Source organism: Agromyces tardus (assembly GCF_003710805.1).
GTDB lineage: Bacteria > Actinomycetota > Actinomycetes > Actinomycetales > Microbacteriaceae > Agromyces > Agromyces tardus.
This window is the reverse complement of the sequence record NZ_RHHB01000001.1, coordinates 293,406-310,376: the sequence shown is the minus strand read 5'-3', so window position 1 is coordinate 310,376 and position 16,971 is coordinate 293,406. Positions and strand designations below refer to the sequence as shown.

The 16,971-nt window shown below is 72.8% G+C and carries 21 protein-coding genes; 9 read left to right on the top strand and 12 right to left on the bottom strand.

Translation table 11 applies throughout. The annotated features are described in order from the left end of the window. Window positions 1-3 precede the first annotated feature (3 nt). Together EDM22_RS01475 and EDM22_RS01470 are read right to left on the bottom strand one after the other, a co-directional pair. Complete coding sequence (locus EDM22_RS01475) at window positions 4-510, bottom strand: GNAT family N-acetyltransferase (protein ID WP_245989089.1); 507 nt, start codon at window positions 508-510, stop codon at window positions 4-6. A gap of 50 nt (window positions 511-560) precedes the next feature. Beyond that, the gene (locus EDM22_RS01470) at window positions 561-1,139 is read right to left on the bottom strand and encodes a TetR/AcrR family transcriptional regulator (protein WP_245989088.1); all 579 of its coding nucleotides are present in this window, start codon (window positions 1,137-1,139) and stop codon (window positions 561-563) included. A 112-nt stretch (window positions 1,140-1,251) separates the two neighbouring features. Here EDM22_RS01470 and EDM22_RS01465 point away from each other — a divergent pair, with 112 nt between their 5' ends. Both EDM22_RS01465 and EDM22_RS01460 read left to right on the top strand, forming a co-directional pair. Continuing rightward, window positions 1,252-2,691, top strand: coding sequence for an MFS transporter (locus tag EDM22_RS01465; RefSeq protein WP_122935236.1), 1,440 nt, complete (start codon window positions 1,252-1,254; stop codon window positions 2,689-2,691). A gap of 222 nt (window positions 2,692-2,913) precedes the next feature. Beyond that, entirely contained in the window at window positions 2,914-3,216 is a 303-nt protein-coding gene (locus tag EDM22_RS01460; RefSeq protein WP_122935235.1) for a DUF1905 domain-containing protein, read from the top strand. A 191-nt stretch (window positions 3,217-3,407) separates the two neighbouring features. On the opposite strand, the gene EDM22_RS01455 is transcribed toward EDM22_RS01460, so the two are convergent. Both EDM22_RS01455 and EDM22_RS01450 read right to left on the bottom strand, forming a co-directional pair. Then, complete coding sequence (locus EDM22_RS01455) at window positions 3,408-4,199, bottom strand: bestrophin-like domain (RefSeq protein WP_170963962.1); 792 nt, start codon at window positions 4,197-4,199, stop codon at window positions 3,408-3,410. 136 nt (window positions 4,200-4,335) lie between these two features. After that, window positions 4,336-5,676, bottom strand: a complete 1,341-nt coding sequence (locus EDM22_RS01450) for a serine hydrolase domain-containing protein (RefSeq protein WP_245989087.1) — start codon at window positions 5,674-5,676, stop codon at window positions 4,336-4,338. Window positions 5,677-5,744: 68 nt separating this feature from the next. On the opposite strand from EDM22_RS01450, the gene EDM22_RS01445 reads away from it, so the two are divergent. Further along, the gene (locus EDM22_RS01445) at window positions 5,745-5,957 is read left to right on the top strand and encodes a hypothetical protein (RefSeq protein ID WP_122935232.1); all 213 of its coding nucleotides are present in this window, start codon (window positions 5,745-5,747) and stop codon (window positions 5,955-5,957) included. On the opposite strand, the gene EDM22_RS01440 is transcribed toward EDM22_RS01445, so the two are convergent. Genes EDM22_RS01440 through EDM22_RS01430 form a run of 3 tightly spaced genes read right to left on the bottom strand, consistent with a single transcriptional unit; the run spans window position 5,954 to window position 7,261 of the window. Beyond that, window positions 5,954-6,481 carry an SRPBCC family protein gene (locus EDM22_RS01440; protein WP_122935231.1) on the bottom strand — a complete coding sequence of 176 codons (528 nt, stop codon included), beginning with the start codon at window positions 6,479-6,481 and terminating at the stop codon, window positions 5,954-5,956. The genes EDM22_RS01445 and EDM22_RS01440 overlap by 4 nt on opposite strands. 3 nt (window positions 6,482-6,484) lie before the next feature. Beyond that, a complete protein-coding gene (locus EDM22_RS01435) occupies window positions 6,485-6,811 on the bottom strand; it encodes an ArsR/SmtB family transcription factor (protein ID WP_122935230.1) in 327 nt (108 codons plus the stop codon). Between the two features lie 60 nt (window positions 6,812-6,871). Beyond that, on the bottom strand, window positions 6,872-7,261 hold the full coding sequence (locus EDM22_RS01430) for a hypothetical protein (protein ID WP_245989086.1): 390 nt from the start codon (window positions 7,259-7,261) through the stop codon (window positions 6,872-6,874). Window positions 7,262-7,417: 156 nt separating this feature from the next. Here EDM22_RS01430 and EDM22_RS01425 point away from each other — a divergent pair, with 156 nt between their 5' ends. Genes EDM22_RS01425 through EDM22_RS01415 form a run of 3 tightly spaced genes read left to right on the top strand, consistent with a single transcriptional unit; the run spans window position 7,418 to window position 10,122 of the window. Beyond that, window positions 7,418-8,230, top strand: coding sequence for a DUF2306 domain-containing protein (locus tag EDM22_RS01425; RefSeq protein ID WP_245989085.1), 813 nt, complete (start codon window positions 7,418-7,420; stop codon window positions 8,228-8,230). A 4-nt stretch (window positions 8,231-8,234) separates the two neighbouring features. After that, complete coding sequence (locus tag EDM22_RS01420; protein ID WP_122935229.1) at window positions 8,235-9,449, top strand: sensor histidine kinase; 1,215 nt, start codon at window positions 8,235-8,237, stop codon at window positions 9,447-9,449. 19 nt (window positions 9,450-9,468) lie between these two features. Then, a complete protein-coding gene (locus EDM22_RS01415; RefSeq protein WP_122935228.1) occupies window positions 9,469-10,122 on the top strand; it encodes a response regulator in 654 nt (217 codons plus the stop codon). Window positions 10,123-10,431: 309 nt separating this feature from the next. Here the strand turns inward: EDM22_RS01415 and EDM22_RS01410 are convergent, their stop codons facing one another. From EDM22_RS01410 to EDM22_RS01395, 4 genes are all read right to left on the bottom strand, one after another. Beyond that, complete coding sequence (locus EDM22_RS01410; RefSeq protein ID WP_122935227.1) at window positions 10,432-11,082, bottom strand: GyrI-like domain-containing protein; 651 nt, start codon at window positions 11,080-11,082, stop codon at window positions 10,432-10,434. Window positions 11,083-11,139: 57 nt separating this feature from the next. Continuing rightward, window positions 11,140-11,706: a dihydrofolate reductase family protein gene (locus EDM22_RS01405; protein ID WP_122935226.1), complete on the bottom strand. Its 567-nt coding sequence runs from the start codon at window positions 11,704-11,706 to the stop codon at window positions 11,140-11,142. 71 nt (window positions 11,707-11,777) lie between these two features. Beyond that, entirely contained in the window at window positions 11,778-12,698 is a 921-nt protein-coding gene (locus EDM22_RS01400) for an RNA polymerase subunit sigma-70 (protein ID WP_122935225.1), read from the bottom strand. A gap of 147 nt (window positions 12,699-12,845) precedes the next feature. Beyond that, the gene (locus EDM22_RS01395; RefSeq protein ID WP_122935224.1) at window positions 12,846-13,469 is read right to left on the bottom strand and encodes a VOC family protein; all 624 of its coding nucleotides are present in this window, start codon (window positions 13,467-13,469) and stop codon (window positions 12,846-12,848) included. Between the two features lie 151 nt (window positions 13,470-13,620). Here EDM22_RS01395 and EDM22_RS01390 point away from each other — a divergent pair, with 151 nt between their 5' ends. From EDM22_RS01390 to EDM22_RS01380, 3 genes are read left to right on the top strand one after another with little or no spacing between them, the layout of a single operon-like run. After that, window positions 13,621-14,232 carry a TetR/AcrR family transcriptional regulator gene (locus EDM22_RS01390; protein WP_170963961.1) on the top strand — a complete coding sequence of 204 codons (612 nt, stop codon included), beginning with the start codon at window positions 13,621-13,623 and terminating at the stop codon, window positions 14,230-14,232. Further along, window positions 14,229-15,431 carry a glycosyltransferase gene (locus tag EDM22_RS01385; protein ID WP_245989084.1) on the top strand — a complete coding sequence of 401 codons (1,203 nt, stop codon included), beginning with the start codon at window positions 14,229-14,231 and terminating at the stop codon, window positions 15,429-15,431. Before EDM22_RS01390 ends, EDM22_RS01385 begins: the two co-directional genes overlap by 4 nt. Window positions 15,432-15,480: 49 nt before the next feature. Continuing rightward, entirely contained in the window at window positions 15,481-15,885 is a 405-nt protein-coding gene (locus EDM22_RS01380; RefSeq protein ID WP_122935222.1) for a nuclear transport factor 2 family protein, read from the top strand. A gap of 179 nt (window positions 15,886-16,064) precedes the next feature. On the opposite strand, the gene EDM22_RS01375 is transcribed toward EDM22_RS01380, so the two are convergent. Next, window positions 16,065-16,784, bottom strand: coding sequence for a hypothetical protein (locus EDM22_RS01375; protein ID WP_138708000.1), 720 nt, complete (start codon window positions 16,782-16,784; stop codon window positions 16,065-16,067). Window positions 16,785-16,971 lie beyond the last annotated feature (187 nt).

Genomic DNA, 16,971 nt, shown 5'->3' with positions numbered 1-16,971 from the left:
GCATCACCCCGTCGGGTGAGCCTCGCGTGAGGAGTCGGTGACGGGGAGCTCGAGCGTCATGAAGACGCTGTTCGGGTCGAGCACGTACTCGGCGAACGGGCCGCACTCGCGGAACCCGTACCTCTCGTAGAGCCGGCGGGCGGGGCGGAAGAACTCCTGCGACCCGGTCTCGAGGCTGACCCGCCGGTAGCCGCGGCGGGCGGCCTCGCCGAGCACGTGCTCGAGCAACAGGGCGCCGAGCCCGCGGCCGCGGGCCGCGGCATCCGTTCGCATGGATTTCAGCTCGCCGTGCTCGGGGTCGAGCTCCTTGAGCGCGACGCACCCGACGAGCTCGTCGCTGTCGGCGATGGTCCAGAAGGCGACCCCGGGAGCCGAGAGGCCCGAGACGTCGAGCGCGTGCACGCTCTCGGCCGGCGAGGTCGCGAACATGTCGGCCAGGTGGTCGGTGAGCAGGCGGATCACGCGTTCGTCGGCGAGGTCGCCCGGGCGGATGGAGGCGGTGGTCGTCACCCGACCATCCTCGCAGCCCCGGCTGCCGGAGACGGCCCCGAAGCCGGGGCTCAGCCCGTCGGCCGCGCGCGCAGCCCGTCGAGCGCCAGGTCGACCACCCGCTCGCGCTGCTCGGCGATGGGGAAGGCGACCCCCGCGACCCCCGCGACGAGGCGCACCGCGTCATCGATCCCGATGTCGTCGCGCACGACCCCGGCGGCCTGCGCGCGACGGAGCAGGGGCTCGCCCGACTGGTACATGACGTTGCGGCAGGTCTGCAGCAGCTCGGAGTCGCGGTTGAGGCCCTCGAGCAGCACGCGCTTCCGGCTCGCGTAGTCGGCGAATCGCCGCAGCCACGCGGCGAGCGCGTCGAAGGGCGGCAGGTCTCCGAGCTCGTCGGCGAACGACGCGACCCCGGCGACCTCGTCGAGGTAGACCGCCTCGACGAGCGCGTCGCGCGTGGGGAAGTTGCGGTAGAGCGTGCCGATGCCCACGCCCGCCCGGCGTGCGATGTCCTCGAGGGATGCGTCGACCCCGTGCTCGGCGAAGGCGTCGCGCCCGGCAACGACGAGCGCGTCGAAGTTGCGGCGCGCATCGGCGCGCGTGGGGCGACGCGCGTCGAGCAGCGCGCTCAGCGTCGGATCGGTCACGGAAGACACCTCACTTGCAAAGTGGAGGCTACCTCCGGTAACGTAACCGGAGGAGGCCTCCGATCGGAGACCCCCTCCAGTATATTCCACTCGCCTGAACGGAAGGCGTTCGATGTCCCCCTCCCGCATCACCTTCATCGCGGTGGCCACGAGCTTCACCGCCGTCGCCAGCCTCCAATCGCTCATCATCCCCGTGCTCTCCACCATCGGCGCCGACCTCGGCGCCGATGCGGTCGGCCAGACGTGGATGCTCACCGCCTGGCTCATCTCCGCGGCGGTCGCCACTCCCCTCCTCGGCCGCGCCGGCGACCTCGTCGGCCGGCGCCGCATGTACCTCGTGGCGCTCGGCGCGGTCGCGCTGGGCTCCGTGCTCGCGGCCTTCGCGCCGAACCTCACCGTCATGCTGCTCGCCCGCGTGCTGCAGGGCCTCGGCGGCGCCGTCTTCCCGCTCGGGTTCGGCCTCGTGCGCGACGCCTTCCCCGCCGCGCGCCTCGCGGGCGCCATCGGCGCGCTCTCGGCGATCATGGCCGTGGGCAGCGGCCTCGGCACGGTCATCGCCGGCCCCGTCTCGGCCGCGATCGGCTGGCGCGGCCTCTTCGCGCTGCCCCTCGTGCTCGCCGTCACCGGCCTCGCGCTCGGAACGTTCGGCCTGGCGCGCTCCGCGGCAAGGGCGACCGGCCGCATCAACGTGCTCGCCGCCGTGCTGCTCTCGGGGTGGCTCGTCACGCTGCTCCTGCCGCTCAGCTCGGGCAACCAGTGGGGATGGGGGTCGCCGCTCGTGATCGGCCTGTTCGCGGCATCCGCTGCCCTCGCCGTCGCCTGGGTCTCCGTCGAAGTGCGCTCGACCGCGCCCCTCGTCGACATGCGCGTGATGCGACTGCCCGCGGTGTGGACCACCAACCTCACCGCGGCGCTCACGGGCGCGGCGATGTTCGGCGTGTGGGCGTACCTGCCGCGACTCGCCGAGACGCCGGCCGGAAGCGGCTACGGACTCGGCATCGACGCGAGCGCGGCCGGGCTCATGATGCTGCCGATGCTCGTGACCATGGCGTCGGTGGGCTTCGTCGCCGGCCCGCTGAGCCGCGTGCTGCCGTTCGCGGCACAGCTGACGATCGGCGCGTTCATCTCGGGCGCGGCATCGCTCTCGATCGCGCTGTTCCACTCCGACGTGCTGCAGCTCGCCGCGGCGGCGGCGGCCCTCGGACTCGGCACGGGCCTCGTCACCTCCTCGACGCCCAACCTCATCGTGCGCAGCGTGCCCGCCGACCAGGTGGGAATCGCCACGGGCATGAACGCCAACATCCGCACGATCGGCGGAGCGATCGGCACCACGGTGTTCGCGGCGGCGATCGGCGCGACGCTCGGCGCCGCCGGACTGCCGGCCGAGTCGGGCTACGTCGCCGCGTTCGTGCTCGGCGCGGTGCTCGCGGCGATCGCCGGGCTCGTGCCGTTCCTCGACCGCACCCGCAGCCGCGGGCGCGCATCGACCGCCGACGTGCGCGCGATCCCGGTCGTCGAGTCCCCTCTCGTGGAGGTCGCCGAGGCGGCCTGACCCGACCCGTGCGAACGCCCGGCCCTCCCGATGGAGGGTCGGGCGTTCGCTCGTCGAGGCCGAGTTGCGGATGCCGGAGGCGACGCGGCGGCCGAGCGGCCGGGCCGGTGCGCCGCAGGCCGACTGGTCCGGGTCGAGCGGCAACGGCGTCGGCACCCCGACAGCGCGCGCTCGTGGCGGGACGGGCCTGCGCGCGCCGGGGCGAGCTCGTATCCTGAGCGGGTGGAGTTCGAGTTCCGCGGCGAGGTGTGGTTCTGGCGGGGGCCGGCACCCTGGCACTTCGTGACCGTGCCCGATGACGAGTGCGACGCGATCCGGGAGCTCGCACCGGCGGTCACGTACGGGTGGGGCATGATCCCCGTCGCAGCACGAATCGGATCGAGCGAGTGGACCACCTCGCTCTGGCCCAAGGACGGCGGCTACATCGTGCCCGTGAAGTCGTGGGTGCGCGCGGCCGAGGGCCTCGAAGTCGGCGACGAGGCGCGCGTGCGCCTCGTCGTGGGCGGCGCCTCGCCGGTCGAGTAGCGCAGCGTATCGAGACCCCGGCTGCCGACGGCGCGGGTCTCGATACGGCGCTGCGCGCCTACTCGACCGGCGACCTCCATACCGACGGCGCGGGTCTCGATACGGCGCTGCGCGCCTACTCGACCGGCGACCTCCATACCGACGGCGCGGGTCTCGATACGGCGCTGCGCGCCTACTCGACCGGCGACGAGTCAGCGATCGTCGATGATCTGCTCGTACACGCGCTGGTACGCACCCGCATTGACGGCGACGTTGCCCGCGTAGGGGCGGTCCATGTCGGCCGTGACGAAGATCACCAGCCCGATGAAGAGCGCGAGCAGCCCCGCCATGAGCAGGTGCATCCGCAGGCTCTTCACCGACATGAACGCGATGAGCACGGCGTTGACCGCAGCACCGACCCAGATGACGAGCCAGAAGAGCCCCGGCAGGGCGAGCGCCGTGGCATCGATGCGCGCACGCCGGGCGTCGATGAAGCCCTCGAACGAGTCGAGCACCTGCTTCAGCTCGGCCTGCTGGGTCAGCGTGTCGGCTTCGACCTCGTGCATGAGCTCGTCGAAGGCGTTCACCTGCACGAGGCTCGCCTCCGGCAGCGTGCCGGCCTGCTGGTCGGGGAAGTCCTGCTCGATCACGGTCTGCATGTAGTCGTCGAGCACCGCGCGCATGGGCTCGCCCACGTCGTCGGGCAGCCCGGTCGTGGCGCGGTAGAGGGCGCCCACCTTCCCGGCCTCCTCGACCGTGATGCTGCGGGTGTCGGAGTAGTTCTCGTACACCGAGACGGCCACGAGCGCGAGCAGGATGCCGAAGAACATCCCGAAGGTGCCGATCACGTGCCCGAGCGTGCGGTCCCACTCCTCGGTGTCGCTGATGCGCCGCAGCACCAGGGGACGCACGGCGACCACGATCAGGCACGACACGAGCACGAACCCGCCCACGAACAGCGGCAGCGTGAACCACGCATCCGTGCTGTAGAACCAGTCGACCATGCCCGCTCCCCCGCCCGCCGGTCTGGCACAGCCTACGGATGCCGCGGTGCCGGCGCCACTGGTCGGCCTCCCGCGACCGGCGGGTCGGGGCGGGGGTCTCGAACCGCGCTTCGCGCCACTCGACCGGCGAGTGGGCTCAGCCGAGCGCGGCGATGGCGTCGGCCACGAGCCGCACGACCGACGGCTCCTCATCGGCCTCGGGGGTGAAGCCGAGCCGCACGACCACGAGGTCCTCCGACGGCACGACGATGACCTTCTGGCCGTCGTGCCCGCTCGCGTAGTAGGTGTCCTCGGGCAGGTCGGGCCAGCGCAGGCTGCCGTCGGGCAGCACGTTGACCCGCCAGCCCATGCCGTAGCCGGGGTCGTCGGTCTCGTCGACGTCGACGACGGTGAGGCTCCGCGCCATCCAGTCCTCGGGCAGCAGCTGCTCGCCGTTCCACTCGCCGTTCTGCAGCGCGAACTGCCCGATGGCGGCCCAGTCACGCGGGGTCGCCCACAGGTAGGAGGAGCAGACCGCCGTGCCCGCGGCATCCGGTTCGAGGATCGCCGACGTGAGGCCGAGCGGGCCGAGCAGCGCCTGCCGGGGCAGGTCGGTGCCGAGGCCGGTGCGCTCGGCGAGCACCGAGCAGAGCAGCGTGGTGCTGCCGCTGGAGTAGAGCTGCACGGTGCCGGGCTCGTGCGCGAGCGGCAGGCTCGCGACGTAGGCGCCCATGTCGGGCTCGAGGTAGAGCATGCGCGTGATCGGGGTGCCGAGGTCGTAGGTCTCGTCCCACTCGAGGCCGCTCGTCATGCGCAGCAGCTGCTCGACGGTGATGTTCGCGCGCTCGTCGGTCCACTCGGGCCGCAGGTGGTCGTCGTCGAGCGAGACGACGCCCTGCTGCACGAGCACGCCGGCGAGCAGGTCGGTGACGCTCTTCGACATCGACCAGCCGAGCTGCGGGGTCTCGGCGTCGAAGCCGTCGGCGTAGCGCTCGGCCACGAGCTCGCCGTTCTTCACGACGACGACGCCGCGCGTGCCGAGCGCCGCGGCATCCGCGTCGGAGAGGTCGTCGCCGAAGGCCTGCCCGACCGCGGCGTCGAGGGCGGGGTCCGGCGCAGGGGTCGGCGCGCCGGTGAACGGGTTGGCGCCGGCGTCGATGGCGGATGCCGCGCCGAGCTCGGGTCGCTCGTTCGCGAGCGTGCAGCCGAAGCCCTCGGCGTACCACCCGTGCTGCGTCGCGAGATTGCCCGGCAGCGATCCGGTGGTCGGATCGCCTGCCCCGCTCACCTGCAGGTACGGCACGAGCGGGTTCGGCGGCAGGTCGGTCGCAGGGTCGTCGCGGCCGGCCACCTCGCCGACGGCGCACGCGTTGTGCGCGGCATAGCCCGTTGCGGTGAGCAGGATCGGCTGCTGCCAGAGGTACACGCCCGCGAACGCGGCGATGAGCACCAGCGCGAGCACGGCGACGACGACGATCACACGACGGAGTATGCGCACGAGCGCGAGCGTAGCAGCGTGCTGGGCCATCGATCCGCGATGTCGGTGGTTGCTGAGACACTCTCACTATGGACGAGATCGAGCTGACGCAGACCCGGCACCTCGCCGTCGGCGACACGCTCGTCAGCGCCTCGGGGGCCACGTACGAGGTGACCCGCCTTCTCAGGGTGGGCCGCGGCATCCGCGTGCACTACGTGACCGCCGACGGGCGAGCCGGCAGGTTCACCGCGGCGCCCGAGGCCGTGAGCCGGGTGCGCCGGCAGTACGCGGCGGCGAGCTAGTTCCGGCCCTGCCGGTCCGCGGCCGGCACGAGACGAGCAACGGTGTCGCGCCAGCCGCCCTCGATTCCGTAGTCGAGCCAGCGGCGCGCGTCGGCATCGCCGAAGTGCGCGGGGAGGGTCACGGTGACCGTCATGACCGCGCCGCCGTCGGCCACGTCGCCGTCGCGTCCGTCGCCCTCCGCGTCATCGAAGTCGACCGTCACGACGGGCGCGTCGCCGAGACCCTCGGTGAGGTCGGGCCAGCCGCCCACCGCGCCCCAGACGAAGACCAGCCGGCGGTCGGGCACGATCTCGCGGTAGACGCCGCCCGTGAGGTAGTCCGTCTGCTCGTCGATGACCATTCGCAGGCGCCAGGCGCCGCCGACCCGCAGGTCGACCTCGATCGGCTCGTGGGGTCGCGGCTGGTCGGGGTTGAAGAACCAGGTGAGGCGCGCGGGTTCGGTCCAGGCGCGGTAGAGCGCACCTCGCGAAGCTGCGAAGCGCTTGCGGATGGTGAACTCGCGGGTGGTGGCGACCTCGGCCATGACTCAGTCCTCCTCGTCGGACGTCTGGTTGAGTTGCTGCTCGAGCGCGTCGAAGCGGCGCTCGAAGAACCGCCGGTACTCGGCGATCCACTGCTCCGCCTCGCCGAGCCGACCTGGTTCGAGCGTGCACGAGCGCTGTTGGGCGTGCCGGGTCTTGCGCACGAGCCCGGCGCGTTCCAGCACGGCGACGTGTCGCGACACCGTCGGCACCGAGAGCGCGAATGGCTCGGCGAGCTCGGTGACGGTCGCATCGCCCCGGGAGAGCCGCTCGACGATCGCGCGCCTGGTGGGATCGGCCAGCGCGGTGAAGATCGTCGAGAGTGCATCCATAGTTGCACTATATTGCAATTACGCGTTTACGTAAATACCGGACCCTCCTCGGAGCCCGGGCTACCGGCCGAGCAGCTCGTTCAGCCAGCTCGGCCCGGCGACCGCCACGCCGTGGGCGAGCCGGGCGCGCAGGCCACGATCGGCGGTGACCACGAGGACGCGGGCACCGGTGTCGGCGTACTGCTGCGCGGTCGACACGGTGGTGCTGTCGCCGTCGGCGGGCGCGCGCACCACGAGCACGCCGTCGGGCGCGGTGACCGCCTTCGCCACCCCTTCGACCACGGCGACGATCTGCGCGATGACCGCGGTGCCGCCCTCGGGGGCGGCGACCGCCCGGCCGACGAGCCCCGGCATGCCCGTGAGGAGCCGGTTCGCCGCGGCGGCGCGGTCCCTCCACCAGCCGTCGGGGCGCGAGCCCATCACGTTGGCGACGTCGACCACGACGATCACCGGCTCCCCCGAGCATCCGTCGACCCGTCGCGTGGCATGTCGCGATCATCCCATGCCGGCCCGCGCGACCACCGGGCCGGGACTCGGCCGATCGGCCGAGGGAGGTCGAGCCGGGCGGCCGATGCCGTGCGGCGAGGGGGCCGCGAGCATCGAGGTATGACCGAGACATCCGCCCGCGCCGCAGCAGCACCGGCCGCGTCAGCCGCGGCCTCCGCCCCCATCCGCACCCCCATGCCCATCCCCGCGGCTTCCGGCCCCGGGCCCGGAAGCGCCGCGCGCACCCCGCGCTCGCGGCGTCGCCCCGAGTGGCTCGTTCCGGCGGGGCTCATCGCGCTGAGCCTCGTGCCGATGGCGGCCGGGGCCTTCCGGCTCACCGACTTGGCCACGGCCACGACCGTGACGCCCGACAACGCCCGTTTCTTCGCCGCGCCGGTGCCCATCATCCTGCACATCGTCGGGGCCAGCCTGTTCCTGCTGCTCGGCGCCCTGCAGTTCGCGCCCTCGCTGCGTCGCCACCGGTGGCACCGCCTGGCCGGCAGGGTCGCGGCCCCGGCGGGACTGGTCGGGGCGCTGTCCGGCATGTGGATGGCGGTGTTCTCCGACCTCCCGGCGAGCAACGGCACCGCGCTCATGGTGATGCGGCTCGTCTTCGGCGCCGCCATGGCGGGCGGGATCGTCGCCGCGTTCGTGGCGATCCGCCGGGGCGACGTTCGCACGCACAGCGCCTGGATGACGCGCGCCTATGCGATCGGCCTCGGCGCCGGCACGCAGGTCTTCACGTTCCTGCCGTGGACGCTCGTGTACGGCGCGCCCGACGTGGCGACGCACGCGGTGCTCATGGGGGCGGGCTGGGTGATCAACCTCGCCGTCGCCGAGGTCGTCATCCGTCGCAGGACACGCCGCTCCCCTCGCCGGACCGGCGCGACCCCGCGAACCGAGTCGGCCGCCGCACGTGCCCGCCTATCATGAGGGCATGACGAGCCCCGTGCGCGCGCTGTGGGACGCACCGGCCGCGTCGCCGCCCCCGCCGCGCCGGGTCTGGCGGGACTGGGTGCTCGTCGCCGTCATCCCGGTGCTCGCGCTCGTCGAGGCGGCCGTGCGCCCCGACGTGCCCTGGCGGTGGCTCTGGGCGGTCGTGCTCATCGCGCTCGCGCCGACCCTGCTGTGGCGCCGCATCCGCCCGCTGTCGATGCTCGCGATCGCGTTCGCCGTCGGCACGATCGTCGGCCTCGTGGTCGCCGGCGAGTCGCAGCTCTTCACGACGGCGTACTTCCTCGTGCTCGTCTACGCCGTGATGCGCTGGGGCACGGGCCGCGCGATGCTCGCCGGCGGCGCACTCGTCATCGCAGGCACACTCCTCTCGCCGCAGCTCGGCACGACGACGGTGAGCGACATCATCGGCGGCATCGCGGTGGTGGTGATGACGAGCACCCTCGGCATCGCGTTCCGCTGGCGGGCCGGTGCCCGGGCGCGGGAGCTCGACCGCGCGCGTCTCCTCGAACGCGAGCAGGTCGCGCGCGACCTGCACGACACCGTCGCCCATCACGTGTCGGCGATCGCGATCCAGGCGCAGGCGGGCACCGCCGTCGCGGCCACCGATCCCGAGGCGGCCGCCCAGGTGCTGCGCGTGATCGAGGGCGAGGCCTCCCGCACGCTCGACGAGATGCGCTCCATGGTGCGGGTGCTGCGGCGAGCGGATGCCGCGGAGCTCGCGCCCACGCCCGGCATCGCCGACCTGCGACGCCTCGCCCAGCCGGGGTCCGCCCGGCCGGAGCCGGCCCAGCCGGGGTCCGCCCGGCCGGAGCCGGCCCAGCCGGGGTCCGCGCAGCCCGACGCCGGCGGCCCCGCGGTGGAGGTGCACGTCGAGGGCGACGGCGACGCACTGCCGCCGATGGTCGCCGCAGCGGTGTTCCGCATCGCGCAGGAGGCCGTGACGAATGCCCGTCGACACGCACGCGACGCCACCCGCATCGAGGTGCGTGTGCAGGTGGACGCCACCGGCGTGCGGCTGCACGTGCGCGACGACGGCGTGCCCGCGGCATCCGCTGCACCCGGGTTCGGCATCACGGGCATGGTCGAACGTGCCGCGCTGCTGGGCGGCACCTGCGAGGCGGGGCCGGTGCCCGCCGGCGAGGGCGGCGGCTGGGCGGTCACGGCGGTGCTGCCGCGGGCGGGGTGGGCGGCATGAGCGCGGCGGGCTGGTCGACGTGAGCGTGCGCGTGCTCATCGCCGACGACCAGGACCTCGTGCGCACGGGGCTGCGGATGATCCTCGACGCCCAGCCCGACATCGAGGTGGTGGCCGAGGCCGCCGACGGCGCCGAGGCGGTGGCGCTCGCGCGCAGCATCCGGCCCGACGTGTGCCTCATCGACATCCGGATGCCCGTGATGGACGGCCTCGAGGCGACGCGCGAGCTCGCGGGGCCGGGGGTCGCCGACCCGATCCCGGTCGTCATCATCACGACGTTCGACCTCGATGAGTACGTCTACGGGGCACTGCGCGCGGGCGCGCGCGGGTTCCTGCTGAAGAACGCCGGGGCGACGCTGCTCGGCGAGGCGGTGCACGCGGCCGCCCGCGGCGACGCGCTCATCGACCCGAACGTGACCTTGCGCCTCATCGAGGCGTTCGCGGGCGCGGCGCCCGAGCCGCCCGCCCGCCCCGCCTCGCCGCTGACCGACCGCGAGGAGGACGTGCTCGCCGCGCTCGCGCGCGGCCTCGGCAACACCGAGATCGGGAGCGAGTTGCACATCTCGCTCAGCACGGTGAAGACGCACATCGCGAGCATCATGACGAAGATCGGCGCCCGCAACCGCGTGGAGCTCGCGATCTGGGCCCACGAGCGCGATCGCGGCGGTCGCTGACCCGCGCCGGTCGAGTGGCGCGAAGCGCCGTATCGAGACCCCGCCGGTCGAGTAGGCGCGCAGCGCCGTATCGAGACCCCGCCGGTCGAGTAGGCGCGAAGCGCCGTATCGAGACCCCCGCCGGTCGAGTAGGCGCGAAGCGCCGTATCGAGACCCCCGCCGGTCGAGTAGGCGCGAAGCGCCGTATCGAGACCCCCGCCGGTCGAGTAGGCGCGAAGCGCCGTATCGAGACCCGCCACCCGTCGCGTCGCGAACTGGTCTCGATACGCGCTGCGCGCTACTCGACCGGCGGACGGTGAGCGCTCCGCGCTACGCGACCGGCGGGCGGTCGACGGAGCGCACCGGCTGCCGCAGGATCGTGCGGAGCTTCTCGGGCGCGGTGCGGCGGGCGTCGCTCAGGTAGATCTCGTGGTGGTCGCCGTTGAAGGCGAGGCCGTGCTGCGGCATCCACTCGTGATGCAACCGCGCGAGCGTCGGCGTTTCGTCGTCGTACGAGCCGACGTGCAGGATCTGGGCCGAGCGGCCCTCGCGGAGCTCCCGCAGCCGCACCCGGTCGAGCGCCGCGCGATCGCCCTTCGCCCGCACGGCCGCGATGCCGTCGGCGACCACCTCCTCGTCGATCCAGTCGGGCTGGTTGATGAGCATCGTCCATCCCCACGCATCCTTGTCGCGCGTCACGAACGCCTCGGGGTCGTCGGCGCGCCAGAGCCCCTCGAGCGGTGCGACGACGAAATCCCGACCGAGGTGCTGCTTGCTGCGGAACTTCACCGCGTACGCGACGGCGAAGAGCGCCTCGACGGCCTCGGCGTACTCGGGCGCGGTGTTCGGGTCGCCGTGCCCGTCGACCGCGAGGTAGCGCATCGGCGGCACCTCGACGATCGTGAATTCGCGAGCGGATGCCGCGTAGAGCTCGCGCCGCTCGCGCTTGACGTCGTACTTCTCGCTCGCAGGTGTGCCCATGGGCGTACGGTACGACACGACGCGGTCGGTTGTCAGGGTCCCGAGACCCGCGCCGAGCTACTCGACCGGCGCGGCCGACAGCACGGTGAGGGTGGCGGGCCCGGCCGCGTCGACCGAAGCGAGCTGCAGCTCGACCGAAGCGTCGAAGAGCCGCACCGCGTCGGCGTCGCCGATCACCGTGGGGAAGGTGAGCAGACGGTACTCGTCCACGCGGCCGGCCGCCTGCAGCGCGCGCACCACGCTCGTGCTGCCGATCACGACCACGTCCTGGTCGGCGGCGAGCCGGTCGATACCGTCGACGAGGCCGCCGTCGAGTCGCTCGGAGTTCGCCCACGCCCCGAGGTCGGGCGCTCCGGCCGACACCACGACCTTCCGGGCCCGGTTCATCGCGGCCGAGAACGGGTCGGTGCGTTCCGGCCACAGCCGGGAGAAGTGCTCCCACGTGCGGCGGCCGAACAGCAGCACGCCGGTGTCGAGCACCGGCCCGAGACGGAACTTGTCCCCCGCGATCGCCTGCGGCCCGAAGCGGAACGCCCACCCGCCGAACGTGGCGCCGCCGCGGCCGTCGGGGTCCTCGACGACCCCGTCGAGCGTGACGAATTGGATGACGATGACCTTGCCCATGTGCACTCCCGCTTCTGGAGGACCGGCCGCGTGCCGATCTCACTCGTACGTACCGGCGGGAGCACACCGATTCATCGCTGGGCGGGAAGAAGTCCGAACAGCGCGAACACCTCCGGCGACTGGAAGACGGTCGTGCGGGTCACCCGGCCCTGCTCGACGGAGAGGACCTGCACCGTGTGCAGGGCTCCGTCGACGTAGGCCGCGAAGCCCGGCTCGCCGTTCGCCCACAGGGGCTCCGTGTGCCAGTCGGTGCCGCGCAGGCGGTACACCCGCCGCATGAAGCCGGCGTAGTCGTCGCGTCCGAGGTACCAGTTGGCCATCGGCGGCATCTCGAGCACGACGTCGTCGGCGAGCAACGCGGTGAGCGCCGCGACATCCGCTCGCTCGAATGCGTCGACGTACCGGTCGACGATCGCGCGCTGCGCGGCCGGCGGCTCCGCGGCGGCCTCGGGATCGACGCCGGCCTCGGCGAGCCGGGCGCGCGCCCGTTGGAGTGCGCTGTTGACGGCCGCGGTGGTCATGCCGAGCGAGTCGGCGACCTCGGCGGCCGGCAGGTCGAGCACCTCTCGCAGGATGAGCGCCGCCCGTTGCCGCGCCGGGAGCAACTGCAGCGCCGCGACGAGGGCGAGCCGCAGGCGGCTCCGCTCCACTGCGGCGCTCTCAGGATCATTGGGGAACGGGAGGAGCCACGGCACCTCGGACGCGGGTACGAACGCCGCATCCGGGTCGTCGAATGCGGGCCCGGCACTCGAGGGGAGCGGCCGCGAGGCGCGGGATTCCAAGGCGTTAAGGCACGCGTTCGTGGCGATGCGGTACAGCCAGGTGCGCAGCGATGCGCGCGTGGGGTCGAATCGATCGAAGGCGCGCCAGGCCCGCAGCATCGTCTCCTGCACCACGTCCTCGGCATCCTGCAGCGAGCCGAGCATCCGGTAGCAGTGCACGAGCAGTTCGCGCCGGTGGGGCGCCACTGCGCGCTCGAATCCTGCCTCCATACCGAACATCCTGACACTGCGCGGCGAACGCCCGGCCCTCTCGGGGAGGACCGGGCGTTCGGGTCTCGATACGCGCTTCGCGCTACTCGACCGGCGAGGTCGGCGAGCGGGTCTCGATACCCGATTCGCTCCTCGACCGGCTGGCCGCTACTCCCAGGCGAAGCCGTCGGGGTCGGTGAACGACCCGCCGTCGCCGTCGATCCGGATGCGGTGCGAACCGGTGCCCTCAGGGGCGACGCCGGCGTCCTTGGCGAGGGCGCGGCGCTTGTAGAGGCCCAGGCCGATGGGGCTCGACGGCATGGCGAAGTCGACGTAACTGCCGAAGCTCTTGCCCACGGCGAGTCCGCGCTCGGTGTAGAACCGCTTCGTCGCGGACACGTCGTCGGCCCCCAGGAGCAGGACGATGCTGTCGATCTCGCGGCCGGCCGGTCGGGTGTCCTTCTTCGCGGAGGTCGCGACCTTCCAGATCGCGCCGTCGGGCGCCTGCACGACGCATCCGACGCCCCACAGGGACTTCTCGACGGGCTTCAGCCCCGTCGCGCCGGCGGCGACGGCCGAGTCGAACAGTGCGCGCACGTTCGCCGGCTGCGACACGATGAGCGACAGGGTGTACCCGCGGAACCCGCTGGTCGCGGCATCCGATGCGCGCACGCGCACCTGCGAGGTGAGCCCGAAGGCGTCGGCGTAGAACCGCCGGGCCGCGTCGACGTCGGCGACGTCGAGCGTGACGGAATCGATGGACGTGAGAGTGGTGATGTCGGTGGTGTTCATGTCCTCGACGCTATTCACGCCCGTCGGCCCACGCTTCTCGATTCCTGCTCGATCGGGCGGATGCCGCGGGGGGTCGTTCGGGTGCAGTCTCGATACGCGCTCCGCGCTCCTCGACCGGCGGAAGACTGTACGTTGTGACAGAATGCTGTACATGCGTACAGCCCCGGTCGTCGACGGCGACCTCACCGCGCGAGCGCGCATCGTCGCGAGCGCGCTCGACCGGTTCGCGGCCCACGGCTACGACGGCGCCACGATGCGCGACATCGCGGCGCACGCGGGCGTGAGCACCGCCCTCGTGACCCACCACTTCGGCACCAAGCAGGCGCTCCGCGAGGAGTGCGACGCGCGCGTCGTGGGGTTCATCGCCGAGAAGCAGGATGCCGCGGCGTCGCCGTCCGACGTGCTCGGCGAGGTGCTCGGCACGTTCGGCCCCTACGTGGCGCGCATGCTCGGCGACGGCGGCGCAGCATCCGAAGCGCTCTTCGACCGGCTGCTCGAGGTGGCTCGCGCGATGATCGCCGAGGGGTCGGCGAGCGGATGGCTCCGCGCCTCGCGCGACCCCGACGCGCAGGCCGCCGCGCTCGTGCTGCTCGGCGTTGCGCCGTTCCTGCTGCTCGACCGGCTCACCGCGTGGGCCGGCGGCGACGCCGGCGCCGCCCTGGGCCGCATCGCAGTACCCCTCGCTGAGCTCTACACGGACGGACTCACCACCGACGAACGGCTCCTCGCCGCCGCCGGCCTCGCCGCCGAGGAGGCATCATGAGGATCCTGCTGGTGACCGCAGGGTCACGCGGCGACGTCGAGCCGTTCGTGGCGCTGGCACGCCGCGCCGCGGCATCCGGTCATACGGTGCTCGTCGCGGCGCCCGACCGCTCGGGCGTCGACACCAACGGCGTCGACGTGCGCAGCCTCGGCGTGGACTTCTCGGCGATGATCGAGTCGCAGGGCGTGTCGCCGATCGCGGCGATGCGCAACCTGCGCGAGGTGGTGCGCCCGGTGATGCGCGGCGTGATCGTGAACGCGGCGCACGCCGCGCAGGAGTTCCGGCCCGACGCGATCGTGGCCCATCCGAAGGTGCTCTCGGCGCCGCTCATAGCGGACGCGCTCGGCATCCCGCACGTGCTCGTCGAGATGGTGCCCGCCATGACGCCGACTCGGGAGTTCCCCGCGGCCGGCACGGTGACGCGCGGCCTCGGACCGTTCAACCCGCTCACCTACCGGGCGGCATCGGCGGCCGGCGCGATGTTCCGCCGGGAGGTCGACGATGCAGCCGCGGTGATGCGCGTACGGCGGCCCCGGCACTCGTCACCGCCGGCCGCCACGCTGCTCCCGATCAGCCCCGCGATCCTGCCGCGCCCGGCCGACTGGCCCGACTCGGTCGTGCTGACCGGGCCCTGGCGGGCCGCGCCGACGACGACGGATGCCATGACGCCCGACCCGGCCGTCGACGCCTTCGTGCACGGCGGCGCGTTCGCCTACGCGGGCTTCGGCTCGATGGCCGCGGGCGACCCCGCGGCGCGCGGGCGTGCGCTCGTCGCGGCGGCGCGGGCGCGCGGACTGCGGCTCCTCGTCGCGACCGGACTCGGCGGCATCGCCGTGCCCGATGACTCGCGCGGCGCCGACGTGCTCGTGACTCGCTCGGTCGACCACGCCGCCGTGCTTCCGCGGGCCGCCCTGGCCGTGCACCACGGCGGCATCGGCACCGTGCAGGCCGCGCTCGCGGCGAGCACCGTCTCGGTCGTGGTGCCGTTCATCGCCGACCAGCCGTTCTGGGGTTCGCTGCTGCAGCGCCGCGGGCTGGGTCCGGCTCCCATCCCGCAGCGCCGGCTCACTGCGGGCCGACTCGCGGAGGCGTTTGCGGAGGCACCCGAGCACGCGGCGGCCGCGGCATCCGTCGCCGAGCGGATGTCGCAGGAGGACGGCGCCGGCGCAGCCCTGCAGGTGCTCGAGCGTCTCACCTGAGCGCAACTGCCCCTCGCGCGGCACCGTCGGTGAGGAGCATGCTGATCCCATGAATGACCGCGAGGAGTTCCTGACCTGGGTGCACACGTCGCTCGCGCGGGCCGAGCGAGCCCTGTTCAACGGCGACGACGGACCGAGACGGGCGATCTGGTCGAGCGAGGAGCCGGTGAGCGTGCTCGGCGCCTGGCGCAACGCGACGAGTCGCAGCGAACTGGTGGAGGCGTTCGACGCGGTCGCGTCGAGCTTCTCGAACTGCACCGACTACGAGTTCGACCTGATCTCGTTCGACGTGCGCGGCGACATGGCGTACACGGTGGGGTACGAGCGCGTCGCGACCTCGATGGATGGCGCGCCGCGGACGTTCACGCTGCGGGCCACGCAGGTGTACCGCCGCGAGAACGGCGACTGGCGGGTCGTGCACCGCCACGCCGACTCGATCTCGTCGGCGGGCTGACGCATCTCGCCGGTCGAGTAGGCGCGCTGCGCCGTATCGAGACCCGCCAGGTGCGGTCTCCGCACGCCTGATCTCGATACGCGCTACGCGCCACTCGACCGGCGACGCGCGAGCGGGCGCGTCGCCACGCCTGGACTCGATACGCGCTGCGCGCTGCTCGACCGGCGACGCGCGAGCGGCTAGTGCGTGGCCGCCCAGTTCTTCAGCGTGGTGAGCGTGATGCCCGACTGCTGGTCGGTGCGGCCGAGGCCGAGCGCCTTCACGATCTGCGTCGCGGAGCATCCGCCGGTGTCGATCACCTTGAGGCCCGAGGAGACGCCCGTGCCGTCGAGGAAGCTGCCGGTCGAGCGGGCGGAGTAGCGACCCGAGAGGGGCTTCTTCACGGAGTCGGGCAGCGTGGTCGAGGGGCACGAGTCGCTGCTGTCGGCGACGCCGTCGCGGTCGGCGTCGGCGATGGTCGTCGACGTGCCGCCCGACGAGCAGGTGAACGACCAGGTGATGCTCGACGGGCGAGTTCCGGATGCCTCGAGCGACCAGCCGAGGCCGTAGCTGCCGTCGGCCGGTGCCGTGAACTTGAGGCCCGACGTGGCTGCGGCCTCGTACATGTTGACGGTGAAGCCGGAGCCGACGCTCAGGATGATCGTGTCGCCGGTGCGCGCCGGAGAGACCGTCACGCCGATGACCTCGCCCTTCTTGAGCGCAACGGGACTCACGCTGACGGTGTCGGCGGTCACCGTGCGGCCGCTGAAGTAGCTGCAGCTGTACGTCGCCGTGGTGGTCTGGCTCGTGCCCGACATGGGCTGTGCCGATGCCGGCGCGACGGCCGTCAGTGTCGCCAATGCCAGCCCGATCACGGCCCCGACGGTGGCCAGTCTGGTGGTGAAAGCGCGTGCGCTCATGGCTGTCTCCTCGCTCTTCGGTCGCGATATCGCCATTGATACCGTGCCCAAGGAGCGGGCTCGACTCATGCCTTGCCTATCATATGTACCTGCATAATGCCACCCGAAGGGGGCACGAACGGCGCGGTTCCGCGGACGATGGGGGACATTCGGTCCACGCCACACTGGCAGAATGCCCACGAGGGTC